The organism is Mycobacterium sp. E3305 (assembly GCF_001666785.1).
In the GTDB taxonomy this organism is placed as follows: domain Bacteria; phylum Actinomycetota; class Actinomycetes; order Mycobacteriales; family Mycobacteriaceae; genus Mycobacterium.
In genome coordinates this window covers 1-13,002 of sequence record NZ_LZJA01000053.1, presented here as the reverse complement: position 1 = coordinate 13,002, position 13,002 = coordinate 1, and the positions used below count along the sequence as shown (strand labels likewise).

The 13,002-nt window shown below is 68.7% G+C and carries 11 protein-coding genes; 1 reads left to right on the top strand and 10 read right to left on the bottom strand.

The window, feature by feature from the left end:
* Nucleotides 1-421, bottom strand: a 421-nt coding sequence (locus A5701_RS05440) for an FkbM family methyltransferase (protein WP_156669931.1), incomplete at its 3' end; no start/stop codon positions are given.
* Nucleotides 422-539: 118 nt separating this feature from the next.
* On the opposite strand from A5701_RS05440, the gene A5701_RS05435 reads away from it, so the two are divergent.
* Nucleotides 540-1,316 (top strand): glycosyltransferase, encoded by a 777-nt coding sequence (locus A5701_RS05435; protein WP_067749610.1) that lies wholly within the window; start codon nucleotides 540-542, stop codon nucleotides 1,314-1,316.
* Between the two features lie 29 nt (nucleotides 1,317-1,345).
* On the opposite strand, the gene A5701_RS05430 is transcribed toward A5701_RS05435, so the two are convergent.
* The 9 genes from A5701_RS05430 to mycP (A5701_RS05390) form a co-directional block, all read right to left on the bottom strand.
* A complete protein-coding gene (locus A5701_RS05430) occupies nucleotides 1,346-2,983 on the bottom strand; it encodes a DUF4254 domain-containing protein (RefSeq protein WP_067749608.1) in 1,638 nt (545 codons plus the stop codon).
* 130 nt (nucleotides 2,984-3,113) lie between these two features.
* Nucleotides 3,114-4,169 (bottom strand): glycosyltransferase family 9 protein, encoded by a 1,056-nt coding sequence (locus A5701_RS05425; protein WP_067749606.1) that lies wholly within the window; start codon nucleotides 4,167-4,169, stop codon nucleotides 3,114-3,116.
* Between the two features lie 77 nt (nucleotides 4,170-4,246).
* Nucleotides 4,247-5,032, bottom strand: a complete 786-nt coding sequence (locus A5701_RS05420; protein ID WP_067749604.1) for a sulfotransferase — start codon at nucleotides 5,030-5,032, stop codon at nucleotides 4,247-4,249.
* A 58-nt stretch (nucleotides 5,033-5,090) separates the two neighbouring features.
* Nucleotides 5,091-5,453 carry a YbaB/EbfC family nucleoid-associated protein gene (locus tag A5701_RS05415; RefSeq protein ID WP_067749602.1) on the bottom strand — a complete coding sequence of 121 codons (363 nt, stop codon included), beginning with the start codon at nucleotides 5,451-5,453 and terminating at the stop codon, nucleotides 5,091-5,093.
* Between the two features lie 124 nt (nucleotides 5,454-5,577).
* Nucleotides 5,578-6,981, bottom strand: coding sequence for a type VII secretion protein EccE (gene eccE, locus A5701_RS05410; RefSeq protein ID WP_067749612.1), 1,404 nt, complete (start codon nucleotides 6,979-6,981; stop codon nucleotides 5,578-5,580).
* Nucleotides 6,982-6,986: 5 nt separating this feature from the next.
* The gene (mycP, locus tag A5701_RS05405; protein ID WP_067749600.1) at nucleotides 6,987-8,330 is read right to left on the bottom strand and encodes a type VII secretion-associated serine protease mycosin; all 1,344 of its coding nucleotides are present in this window, start codon (nucleotides 8,328-8,330) and stop codon (nucleotides 6,987-6,989) included.
* 111 nt (nucleotides 8,331-8,441) lie between these two features.
* Nucleotides 8,442-10,280, bottom strand: a complete 1,839-nt coding sequence (gene eccA, locus A5701_RS05400) for a type VII secretion AAA-ATPase EccA (protein ID WP_067749598.1) — start codon at nucleotides 10,278-10,280, stop codon at nucleotides 8,442-8,444.
* 39 nt (nucleotides 10,281-10,319) lie between these two features.
* The gene (gene eccE, locus A5701_RS05395; RefSeq protein WP_067749595.1) at nucleotides 10,320-11,882 is read right to left on the bottom strand and encodes a type VII secretion protein EccE; all 1,563 of its coding nucleotides are present in this window, start codon (nucleotides 11,880-11,882) and stop codon (nucleotides 10,320-10,322) included.
* The coding region (gene mycP, locus A5701_RS05390; protein WP_231972770.1) for a type VII secretion-associated serine protease mycosin at nucleotides 11,879-13,002 on the bottom strand (1,124 nt) is incomplete at its 5' end. The genes eccE (A5701_RS05395) and mycP (A5701_RS05390), both read right to left, overlap by 4 nt.

The following is a 13,002-nucleotide window of genomic DNA, read 5'->3' as shown; positions in this document are numbered from 1 at the left end:
ATGCCACGTCGTCGGGCAGCAAGAGCTCGGGCGCCAGGGAATCGAGTCGACGGAGGGCCACCTCCTCGGTGCCGATGTAGTTCGCCGACGGCAACGCGTCGCGATGAGCTTTCAGCATCGGAAGCAGCGAACTGCTCTGCCCCGCGTTGCCCGCGACGTTCATCGGCACCGTGTCATCGCGATCACCCAGGGCGCACTGGCGGCAATCCCATGCCGGGTCCAGGGCGGCCGACCTTTCCAACACGGAGAATGGCGTCGAGAGCGGTTCGAGGGAAACAATGCGGCCCGCGTAGCCGGCTTCCCGAATGCCCTGGGCATATTGCCCCGAGTTGGCACCGACGTCGAGCACGACGGTGACCTGACGCATTTTGAGTTCGCCCACGAAATTTCGTCGCCAGTCCAATTCGGAGTGGTATCGCATTACCCCGGCATCGGGAGCGTTCGTGAACCAGAGCAGACTCACCGCGCAACACTAACAATTTTCAGAGCCGCTCAGGAACAATGCGACGGCGCCGGGCCGCGTTAAGCTACCCGCGATCATGCAACTCGACATCCATCTACAGACGCATTCCGACTCGAGCGTGCACGGCGCGCACCGCTACGTCGGCGCTCCCAAGAGTGAGATCATGTTGCGCTGTACGCAGTCGTTGGTGACGGCGATCAACCGGGCCGACGCCGACGTCATCCTGCGGGTCTTCGACGATCACTCGTCGCCGGATGTGGTCGCGACGCTGCACCGCATCCTCGAAAAGTGCGAACAACGGGTCGAATTCGTCCCTCTCGAAGAGCGCGGTTACAACGCCTCCTGCTTGACGTCGTTCTCTCGCGCTCGCGACGACGGCCGCGATGTCGTCTACCTGGTCGAGGACGACTACCTGCACACCGCGTCGGCCATCCAGGAGATGGTCGAGGCGCATGAGTTGTTCAGAGAGAAGTTCGGCGGACAAGAAGTCGCGCTGCATCCGTATGACGATCCCAAGAACTATTGGGGGATGATTTTCAGCCAAGAGAATTGCCGGGTGCTGTACGGCACCCGGAGGCACTGGCGCACGAACACGCACACCACCAATACGTGCTGGGTGGAAATCGAGACGCTGCGCAGGAACTGGGCGCTTTTCGAACGGCTTGCACGTTATTCGAGCACGCCCTACGGCCAGGCCAATCATATTTTCGAGGCGTCCACCATCAATAAGATCTGGCGGGAGCAGGTAGCGCTGTTCACGCCGATTCCCTCGCTAGCGCTGCACCTCCAGTACGAGGAACACAGGGACCCCTTCCTGAATTGGAAAGACTGGTGGGAAGCGGCGGCGTATTGACGATGGCGCGCACCGGAGGTGCACAGCCGTCACGCCTGCCGGGTCTCGTACAGGTCGCAGTAACCGCGATGCCCGGCGGCCTTGAACTGCCGGTACACCTTGAATCGGAGTTCGCCGGCGCGCAAGCCGGTCAGGAACCGCTCGAGGCCGCCGAAGAGGTCGTCGTACTGCTCTTCGAGGACCGAACGGCGAGAATCCGGATCCTCGGCCGGCGCGGTGTGCGAGATCCGCAGCGCGAGAACGGAAAGCCGGTCGACGATCGTTCCGGGCGTCTCCGTGTGCAGCGGCGCGGTCGGATTCGGTCCGAGGCTGCCCAGCAGGGTCGCGTCGATCTCTTCGATGGCCGCGTTGCGCCGCGCGTTGAGGTCGTCGATGCGACGCTTGATCCGGGCCACCTCGTGGTCGTCCACGCCGGGACGCCGAACCGCGTCTTCGTGATGCCACAGGCCGAAATTCATCGTGTGCAGGCGAAGCGCGGTCGTTGCGACGCTGCCGCCCTCGGGGGAGCCTTGGGGTTCCTCGCCGTGCCATGACACGGCGCTGTCGTGGAAGCGTCGCACGGCTGACAGGAGCTCACCCTCGGGCGTTTCGGGCGGTGCCACCGCAGGCCTGCCGTTGCGGGCTGGCGTCGAGGCACCGACGAGGCCTTCCATCGCCTCGAGCACCTCGTCCACCGTGATGTCCGCCATGCTGCCTCCGTAGACGTGCCGGTGGGGCGCGAATCTGAACCCCCAGACCGCGGGCCGCGTCGGGCTGAAGAGGCCCACACCGGGAACCCGGGCCAGGTCGGCGGCGTGCAACATGCAGGAGTCGACACCGACGAAAAGGTCTGCGCCGCTGACCATCCCCATCGCAACGTCGAGCGGCAACCCGAGGTGCGAAAAGACGCGGTCGCTCTCGCGACCGACATCGAGATCCTCGTCCCCCATTCCGACCACCCACGCCACGAAATCGCGATGACGCGCCAGGAACCGGTCCAGCAAGTCGACAAACCTGGTAACCGGCCATCGCTTCTTGGCCCAGGTGGTGTCGGCGTGCACGGCGAGCACCTTGACGCCCGGCGGCAGCGCGGCACGGATGGCTCGAACCTGCTCTTGGGCGGCGGGTGGGATGGGCACCGGCCGGGCATACGTCTCGATCCGGGCGGACGGATCGAACAGGCGCGCCAATTTGAACGTCAGGTCGGCCGAGTGCGGCACGTCCCTGGGGATCACGACGTCGTAGGTGTCTCCGGTTGGAAAACCGATGCTGGTCGTGGGCGCCAGTCGTTGCCGAAGGGGACGAACGAAAACGTTCGACGGGACATCCCACGGCACTGCGTTGATGAAGACGTCGACGGGGCCGATCTCCGCCGCCAGGGTGTCGTAATCGAGGCCGCGGTTCGACGGCGGCCCCAGCGCCGGGCCCACCGGGGGCGATCCCGTGATGTCCACCAGACGCGATTCGACCTCGCGGAAGCAGAGGTCGAAGGCGATTTTGGGGCAAAGCAAAGTGAGTGGGGCGTCGAACATCTCGCCCAGCGCCCGCAGCGTGGGCAGCGTCAGCACCGAATCCCCGATGAGCGTGGAGAAATAGACCGTGGGCCGTTCCGCCCGCAGCAGATCATTCAGCAGGCCGGGCTGGACTCGTACCGAGTGCCCGTCCTGGAGAACCGTGAATTCGCTCAACCTGACACCATCCTTGGCCCGAGCTTAAACCGCCCGGGAGCCGTGGGGCAGCGCCAATTTGAGCGGGCCTCGATCGCGGCGGCCCCACCGATGCCGGGGCGGAGCGCCGTTGAGGCGGACCTGCGTCGGGTTAAATCCGCTCGTCGGCAAGGTCGTTCATCGCGTCCAGCGCATCCCCGACCGTGACCTCGGCCATGGTCGGGGCGTCGACATGCCGGTGCGGGCCGAAGCGGAAGCCCCACGTGGCGGCCCGCGTCGGGCCGAAGAGGCCGACGCCGGGAACCCGCGCCAGATCGGCGGCATGCAGCATGGACGAATCGACCCCGAGGAAGAGGTCCGCGTTGGCGACCATGGCCATCGTCAGGTCCAGCGGTAGCCCGAGATGCGGGAAGACGCGGTCGCCCTCGCGGCCGACGTTGAGTTCCTCGTGTCCCATCCCGACGACCCAGACCACATAGTCACGGTGCAGCGCCAGGAACCGGTCCAGCAGATCGATGAACCTGGTGATGGGCCACCGTTTCTCGGCCCAGTCGGTGTCGGCGTGCACGACGAGCACCTTGGTTCCCGCGGGCACGGCGGCGCGCATCGATCGCGCGCTCTCCAGCACGGGCGCCGGAAACGGCAACGGACCCGCATAGGACTCGATGCGCAACGAGGGATCGAAAAGACGGGCCAGCTCGAACATCAGGTCCGCGGAGTGGCACGCCTCTCTGGCGATGACGAAGTCGTAGGCGTAGTCGGTCGGGAAACCGATGGTCGTCGTGGGGGCCAGCCGCTCCACCAATGGCCGAACGACGATGCCGGACAACGAGTTCCACGTCAACGTGTCGATAAACAGATCGACCGGCCCGATCTCCGAAGCCAGGGCGTCGTAATCGCGTGCTCCTCGCGATGACGGCGACGAGGGCCGTGGCCCGGTCAGCGGCAATCCCGTGGTGTCGACGTGGCGGTCGCTTACCTCCCGGAAGCACAGATCGAAGGCGACCTTGGGGCAAACGAGCGTCAGCGGGGCGGTGAACATTTCGCCCAGCGCCCGCAGCGTCGGCAGCGTCAGCAGGGCGTCCCCGATGTTGGAAACGAAACAAACCGCGGGATGCCGCGCCCGCAACAGATCGTTCGGCGAGCGACGCCCGACGGGTTCCGGGCCCCGCCCGACGGCGCTGACATCTTGCCCAAAGTCGACCATATTCCACAAAGAGCTTAGCCCCTCCCCGGCGGGCGGGATCGCACTTTCTGTCTGAGCCTCGCGGGTCTCAGACGCGTTCAGTCATAACCGAACTCCCGCGCGAGCGCGTCCACCTCAGACCAGACCGGGTCGTCGGGGTCGACCCGGTCCCTGGTGGATCGCGCCCGATGTAGCGGGGACATGTTGCCGGTCTTCCAGGGCAGGGGCGCGCCGGCCCGGAAGAATTGGTGCTCCCCGGCCGTCTCGGGCGCCGGATGGGCGAGCGTGGGGTCCGCGTCGGAAAACGTCAGGCCCCACCCGCCGAGCGCGGCGTCGAGCGTCGCCTTCGGCTGCGCCGTGAAGGCCTCGTAGCGCACGACGGCAAGGTCGGCCCCGCCGGCCCTCAGCGGCTCTAGGCAACCGTCCACCAGGGCCAGGGCTTCCGCCACGGTGTCCTTGATCCAGAAATCGGTGGGCGCCCGCAGCGGTGAAGCTCGGTGCACCAGGCAGGAATTGACCACTTCACGCGGGTCCCGAAGGACGAAGACCACCACGGCGTCCGGAAAGCACCGCCTGAGCGCACCGAGTTGGGTCGCGTACCGCGGGTTCTTTTCGCCCCAGATGGTGTGGGGGCGGGCGAGCTCGGTCATCACGGCCGTGAGCGCGCCGGCGGGGTCGGATGATTCGGCGGCTCGAACCCGGTAGTCGTCGTAGACGCCACGCTCGAGGAGAAATGCCTGAAGCGTGCCGATCATCGAGTCGCCGTATCGACCGACCTGGATCAGATCGATCTCGTCGAAGATCTTGATGTCCTCGTGGTCATTGAGGAACTGGGTGACGATCGTTATCCCGGATCTGGGCGGACCGACGACGAAAAGCTGCACGCCCTGACCGTATCCCGCCCGGGCGGGAGCGGGCCCGCGTTCGTGGCCGCGGTTCGGTTCAGATCAAGCCGACGGTGTGCTGCAGCGAACCGGCCAGCTCGGTCAGCGAGGCGAACAGCTGCGCCTGCTGCGCCTGCAGAGCCGTCGAGGCGCCAACCTGCGCCTTCTCCAGCGCCTCGTTGATGCGTTGCTGCACCGTGTGGGCGCCGAGGCGCAGCAGGCCGGCCTCGATGTCCAGGCCGACAAGGCAACGCTGCCCGTTGATGGTCACTTCGACCGTCTCGGCTTCGTCTGTGGCGCTGAAGGATTGGGTGTGCGTCCGCCGCATCTGGGACTCGAGGGCCGAACTGAACTGTTGCAGCTGCTCGAGCGCCTGCGCGACCTGTGGGTGCGCGTCCGGGCTGATGGGAAGTGTGCTCATGGGACAAGGTCCTTAACCTCGGTCGAGTCTTGCCGCGTGGGCCGCCGCCCTCGGTCCACAACCGGGCTCGAGTCTAGGGCGCCGTCGCCGATCGCGCGCGTCGAAGGTGGCCGCCGAGCGGGGCTCAGGAAGCCGTCCTGCCGGCACCGGGCAAGGCCTGCTCGTAGCGGCCCTCCCCGGGCGGCGAGACGGGCAGGATCGGCAGCTGCCGATGCCGGGGGGTGCTGACCATGTTGTGGCGCAACGTGACCCGGTCGACCCCGGGGTGACGGCCGAGATAGCTCGTCGCGTTCGGCCACGCCACCTTCGCCTCCGGCCCGATGTGCGCGCCGACGAGCTCGGCGAACGGGCGGAAGTGCGGTCCCAGCGTGACGGTCCCGCCCGCGGCCGCCGCCCGCAGGACGAACTGGGTGAAGACCCTGGCGTCCCCCAGGTTGACGCTCGTGTCGACGTCGTCGAACGGCAGATAGACCGGGTAGTGGCTCGCCGTCTCGCCGACCAGCACCCCCGCCGATCCGATCGGCAGCTGATGGTGGCGGTCGGAGACGAGGATCTGTGCCTGCAGCGCGGCGCGCTGGCCGCCAGCCACCCTGGCGAATCCCCGCCGCTTCTTCGGCTTGTCCGGTGTCGTGAGCAGCACCGTGGACTCGGGTGCGACCCCGGGCGCGACCCGGACCCGGGTGATGGTGTGGTCGGCGGGCGCCGACCACCACACGTCCGGGCCGCCGGGCACGGTGTACGCGGTGGTGAAGCTGTTGCGCCCCTTGATCGTCGACCACTTCTCCCGTTCGAAACCGATGTCTGTCGCGCGGTCGAAGTCGTCGAAGCTGCGCCCGCATACGGCGTCTACCCCGTGGCGGGAAAGTTCGTCGGCGATCCGCGTCGTCGAAGCGACGAGGTACCGGACCAGGCCGGCGACACCGGCGTCGCGCCGCCCGGCCGACTTCCGGGCGCGGCGGGGGTCGGCGCGCACGATGATCCACGTCCGGCGGTGGGCCGGTGCCGGGTCGGCCCCGATCGCCTGCTCGTACAGGTCGACCACGTCCGCCGCCGCGGTCCTGGCGACGCGGTGGCCCGCCGAGACGACGTCCGCCTCCAGGTCGGGACAGTGCACCGACAACAACTGCTCCAGTAACCGGGTGTCCACCACGTCGTCGGTATGCGCCTTACCGTCGACGATGACGGTTGGGGTGAACGGGCGCGCGATCAGCTCGATGACCGCGACCAGAACCTTGCCTTTCCAGCGCACGGCGACGTGATCCCCCGGCTGGACGGTGGCCCCCACGACGGGTTCCGACGGCGCGAGCAGGGGCCGGCGCCGCCGCACGAGCCACGCGAAGAAGGCCGCGACCCAGCCGAGCAACCGCCGCCCCCGGAAAGTGATCAGCGCCAGCAGCACCGCCACCGCCACCAGGGCCGGACCCGCCCACACGTAGCGCGTCTTCAGGAACAGCAGGATGCAGGGCGGGGCCAGCACAGCCACCCACAGCGCGTACGCGGTGCTGAACTTCAGGCGCAGCGATTTCATCGTCGTCACCGCCGCCGCAGCGCTCGTCCGGCCAGGGCGGCGAGCCCCAGGGCCAGGGTCAGGCCGGCGATGCCCAACGCCACGACGGTGATCGGCCCGTGGTCGGGTCCCGGCACCGGCACCGGGGGCTGGATCCGTTTCACCGACGGGGCGTTCGCGGGGCCAGCGGGGAGGTCCCACGTCAGGGCGGCGACGGCATCGACGATGCCCGCGCCCACCACGTCGTCGGCGCCGCCGCCCGGGTGCCGCGCCGTGGCCGTGATCCGGTTGATGATCTGGGCCGGGGGAAGGTCGGGAAACCGCTGCCGGAGCAGCGCCGCCACTCCGGAGACGTAGGCCGCGGCGAAGGAGGTCCCGGCGATCGGCACCGGACCGTCCTTGCCGGGCAACGCGTCCACCGGCTCACCGTTGTCACCGAGGGCGACGATGTCCTCCGCCGGCGCCGCGGCGCCCACCCAGGGCCCGTGCATGGAGAACGGGCTCGGCGCCCCGTTCTTGCCGACCCCCCCGATCGCCAGCACCAGCGGTGCGTACCACGCCGGCGTGACGATGGTCTGCACCTGTTCCCAGCCGCGGGGGTCGTTGGGCATGGACGGGTCGGGCGGCGGGTTCTGCGAGCAATCACCACCGGTGTTGCCTGCCGCGACGATGACGACGGCGCCCTTGACGTTCACGGCGTAGTTGAGCGCCGCGCCCAGCGTGGACTCGTCGACCGGTTTGTGCACCTTGAAGCAGGCCGCTTCGCTGATGTTGATGACGCCGGCGCCCAGGTTGGCCGCGTGCACCACCGCGCGGGCCAGGCTGCGGACGGAGCCGGCCGCCGGTGACGCGTTGGGGTCGTTCTGGTCGGCCTGGTTGTCCTTCGGCTCGAAGGCCTCCGACGTCTGGCGCACCGAGATCAGCCGCGCGTCGGGCGCGACGCCGACGAAGCCGTCGGTGAGCGAGGGCCGGCCGGCGATGAGGGACGCCGTGAGCGTCCCGTGGGCATCGCAATCGGAGAGGCCGTCGCCGCCGGGCACCACGAAGTCGCCCCCCGGTTCCGCCGGAACCCGCGGCGAGCCGTCCACACCGGTGTCGATCACGGCCACCGTCACGCCTGCACCGGTGGCGAACCTCTGCGCCGGGCCGACGCCCAGGTAGGCGTTGGCCCACGGTGGATCGTGAAAGTTGGTGCCCGGCAACGTCAATGGCGCCCGGCAGACGCGGCGCTGCTCCAGGGGCTGGTCGGGCCCCGTCGCATCCGGCGGCACCGCGCCCGGGTCTATCGAGGGTGGGGCGACCGCGGCCGCGGGTGGCGCGGTGAGCACTACGAACATGAGCGCCACCGTGATTCCGAAGATACGGTGCACCGCGGGACACTCCAATCGCTTCACCGCGGCGGCTGCACTCGTTGGCCGCGGGCCTGCGAGCATCCTAAGCTTCCGGGGCCAAGTCCAGGACGCTTTTTGCGGCGGCGCCGATTACCAGACGATGGCCGCCATGTCACGGTTGTCCGAACACACGCTTCGCACCGCGGCCTCGATGTCGGGGGCGGTGATGATCTGCAGATCCTCGACCGTCACCGGTTGGCCCGCACGCTTCTGCGCGACCACGCGGGTGTCGCGGAAACCCTCCGCGCGTTCGATCACGTTGCGGGCGAACCGGCCGTTCTGCATGGCGTCGATGCCGTGCCGCCCGCCGGGCGTCGTGTAGTTGCGAATGGTGGTGGCCGCGTCCAGGAAAGTCGCCCGCGCCTCGTCGTCGAGCATGCTGGCGCGCGGCGCGGCATAGCGCTGCCCGATCTCGACGATCTCGGCCGGGGAATAAGACTCGAACCGCAGCTTGCGGTTGAACCGGCCGGCCAAACCCGGGTTCACGGTGAGGAATTCGTCCACCTGGTCCTCGTAACCCGCACCGATGAAACAGAAGTCGAAGCGGTGCGCCTCCAGCGCGACCAGGAGCTGGTTGACGGCCTCCATGCCGATCATGTCCGGCGTGCCGTCCTGGTGGCGTTCGATCAGCGAATAGAACTCGTCCATGAAAATGATTCGGCCCAGCGACTTTTCGATCAGCTCGTTGGTCTTGGGCCCCGACTCACCGATGAAGTGCCCGCAGAAGTCCGAGCGACGCACCTCCCGGATCTCGGGGTGGCGCACGATGCCCATGCCTGCGTAGATCTTGCCCAGCGCCTCGGCGGTGGTGGTCTTACCGGTGCCGGGAGGCCCGACCAGCAGCATGTGGTTGGTCTGCCCCTCGACCGGCAGCCCGTGCTCGAGGCGCATCATGCGCACTTCGAGCTGGTCTTCGAGCGCGGACACGGCCTGCTTGACCGCAGCCAGCCCGACCTGCTTGGCCAGCAGCGCGCGGCCCTCGGCGAGCAGCTCGGCGCGCCGCTCGGCGGTTGCGTCGTCGTGGAGCTCGTCGCGGCTCTTGGCCGTCGACGCGTCCCACCGATCGGTGCGGCTGGCGATGGATTCCTCGTCGGTGACGACCAGGTGCAGGTTGGGGTCGGCCAATGCCTCCTTGGCGGGGTCGGTCAGGACGCCGTTGATGGTCGCCTTCGACAGCCAGACCTGGGCCTTGTCCTCCTCCCGCAGCTGGCGGTGCACCATCCCGCGCACATATGCGAGGTCGGCGACCAGCAGCGGGATGTCGGCCGGCCCGATCGACGCGGTCAGCACATCCGCGTCGAACCGGCCCGACGCGTTGGTCTGTCCGATCACGTCGACGCGGTCGAGCCAATCCAGCGCGACCCGGCCCTGCCCGAGATGCGCGGCGGCGTGGGCCGCCAGCGCGCAGATCGACGCCGTCACGGCGGACATGACGATGGCTTGCGGGGGCAGCTCCTCGGCAGCGGCCAATAACACGTCCGGCCAGCGCTGCGTGGTGTACATCAGGAAGGCGCGGGCCAATTGGTGCCACTGATAGTTGGCCCACGAATCCAGCAGGTCCCGATTGGCCAGCAGCCTGTCGGCCTCGGCGTATTCCCCGGCGATCGTCAGCGCCGACGACAACGCCAGGCCCACCTGGGATGCGTCGGTCACCGTGATGCCGATGTAGGGACCCAGCTGAATCTCCGCGGCGAGCGTCTGCCCGATGCGGGTGGTCTCGCGGTGCAACCATTCGCTGGTGGCGTACAGCTTCTTCAGCGAGGCCAGGTCGTTGTCGCCGCAGGCGATGCGGCCCAGCCACGCGTCGGCCATCGACGGATCGGCGTCGGTGGCCGCGACGAAGTCGGGCAACGCCGCGGCCCGGCCCTGCCTGCTCTTGACCGTCATGGCGCGGTCGAAATGCCTACGGGCAGTTTGCAAATCACCCATCGTGTGCGCTCATCCGGATGCCTTTTGACTCTTGACGTTTCAGATGCCGGCGGACATGGTGACCGGCTCGAGACTCACATAGCGGTTTTCGGCCCGGAACATGTCCATCTCGGCGACCCAGTCCTTTCCCGCCGCGTGGACCCGCACCGTCGCGGGGCCCACCTGCTCGATGATCACCTCGAAGTTGTGCCGGTGCCCCTCGGGGAGCCTCGTGCCCGACGGGGCGATGGTGATCACGGTCGCGGGCCGCGGCGTGGGCGAGATCGGGGCGAGGTGCTCCACGACGCTGACGGTGGTGCGCGGCGCGGGGCGTGGCGCGCTGACCACGCTGATTTCCGGCATCCGCACGGTGGACCAGCGGGTCACGTCGCGGGTGTGCACGCACACCCGTTCCCCCGCGCCGGCCGTGCGAATCACGATCCGCTTGGCGACCGGGTCGTCGGCGGCCACGAAAATCCGTGACAGCTCACCGGCGTCGGTGACCGGGATCAGTAGCCGGTCCCCGTTGCTCAGCTTGCCGATCAGCACGCCCGAGGGGCCGATCTCGGTGAGCAGGTGTTCGGGCAGCGGGCTGGGCCGCAGCGCCCGCAGGTAGGGCCGGGGGCCGCACATGTTGGCCGCCGCGGCGGCGGCCTGCTCGCCGTTGAGTCGGCGCAAGATCACGCTGGGCGGGGTGGGAGCCGGCGTCGGTGTGCGCACGGTGATGGTGGCGGTGCAGGTCGCGTCCGGGTAGACGGTCACGTTCTGGATGACCTCGTCGGCGCGCAGCGTCCACGCCTGAGACAGGACGCGCGACGTGATCGCCTCGGCGGGATAGGCGTATGTCGTCATCCAGCCCGCCTCTCCGCGGATGGCCTTCCACCGCTGCGTGTCCCCCTCGATGGCGTCACACCCCAGCCTGCGGTCGAGCTCGGCCAGGTCGGTGGCCGTGGCCACCTTCGCCCGCAATCCCTGGCAGCGCAGCAGTCCGGCGATGCGCTGCGCCACCGAAATCGCCGTGGCACCAACGGTTGTGCGCCAGCGGAGCGCTTGGGTGTTGTCGATGATCGACAACCGCATGATCAGCCAGGTTTCGCGCCGACCCGCATATGGCGGGGTGCCGATCTCCGAGTCGTACACGCGTGGGTAGTCCCCGATGTTGCCGTGCCGGGAACCGAGCGAGACGACGCTGATCGAATCGAGCTGCAGGCCCAGCGCCTGGCGCAGCATCGGCACCAATTCGACGACGTCGATGACGTTGTCGGTCTCGACCGTCACCGAACCGGTCACCATGGTGGCCTGGTGCGCCCTGCCGAGCAGCTGCACGGCCACCACCGCGACACCGTCCTGCACCCGGACCCCACCCCCGGATCGGTTGTTGGCCACCGTGATCGGCGCGTCCCAGCGAATCGGGCGTCGTCCGCGCCGCCACAGCACGATCCATGACCACGCGGGCTGGCCCCACCACCGCACGAACACCACGGCGGCGCCGACCACCACCGCGACGGCCGCACCGATGTATCCGCCCACGGCCCAACTCGCCACGGCGAGCAGGAACACCACCCACACCCCGAGGACCCGCCGGTTGCTGCCCTGGCTGAACCCGGTCAGCTTGGAACTCACCGCGCCCGCCTCAATCGGGCCGCGATCGCGGCGACGAGCACACCGGCGGCGACCGCGCCGATGAACCCGATGGCGATGTTGCGCGCGCGGTGGTCCGCGGGCGGTGGGGGTGGGGCGGGCCTGATCACCCGGCTCTGAGCGCCCGGGGGCATCTTGTCACCCGGCGGGATGTTGAACGTAAGTGCCGCAACGGGATCGACCAGTCCGTAGCCGACCTTGTTGTCCACGCCGGCGGGCGGATTGTGCGCCGACTGGACGATCCTGTTGATCACTTGATGCGCGCTCAGGTCGGGGAATTTCGCGCGAACCAGGGCGGCGACGCCGCTGACGTAGGCGGCGGAAAAGCTGGTGCCCCAGAACGGCATGTTCTTTTCGCCCGGCCTCGACGGGGGGTAGGCGTTGACCGGCCCGCCGCCCTGGGGCGACAGACCCATGATGTGGGTGCCGGGCCCGGCGACGGCGACCCAGGGGCCCGACATGCTCTTGTCGAGCGCGGCGCCGGTGGCATCGACCGCGCCGACCGACAGGACATAGTCGGAGAACCACGACGGCGACGAGACAACCTTGACCTGATGCCAGTCGCGGGGGTCCGACGGTTCCAGCGGGTCATACATCGGGTTGTTGTTGCAACCGGCTTCCCCGTCGTTCCCGGCCGCGGCCACCACCACGGCATCCTTGACGGTGGCGGCGTACCACAATGCGGCGCCCAAGGCGCGTTGATCGGCGGGGGCCGCGGCGGGCAGGCATGCGGTGACCGAAATGTTGATCACCTTCGCGCCCATGTTGGCGGCGTGCACCACCGCGCGCGCCACCGTGTTGAGCGTGCCGGCCTTGACCTTCTCATCGGAGTTGGGATCGCCCGGTCCGGGGTTGACGGGCTCGAATGCCCTGGACGACTGGCGGATTGAGATGAGCGTCGCGTGTGGCGCGACGCCCACGACCCCGTCGGGCGCTCCGGGCGGAAGCGGGGGCACCGCGGGTTCGTCCTCGGTCTGCGGATCCGCCGGCCCGTTGGACGCGGCGGTGGCGCCCCCTCCCTCGGGTGGTGGCGGCGTGCAGCGACTGATCCGCCGGCTGCCCGCCGGCGAGGAGTGGTATTCGTATCGGCGAGTGGTCTGAT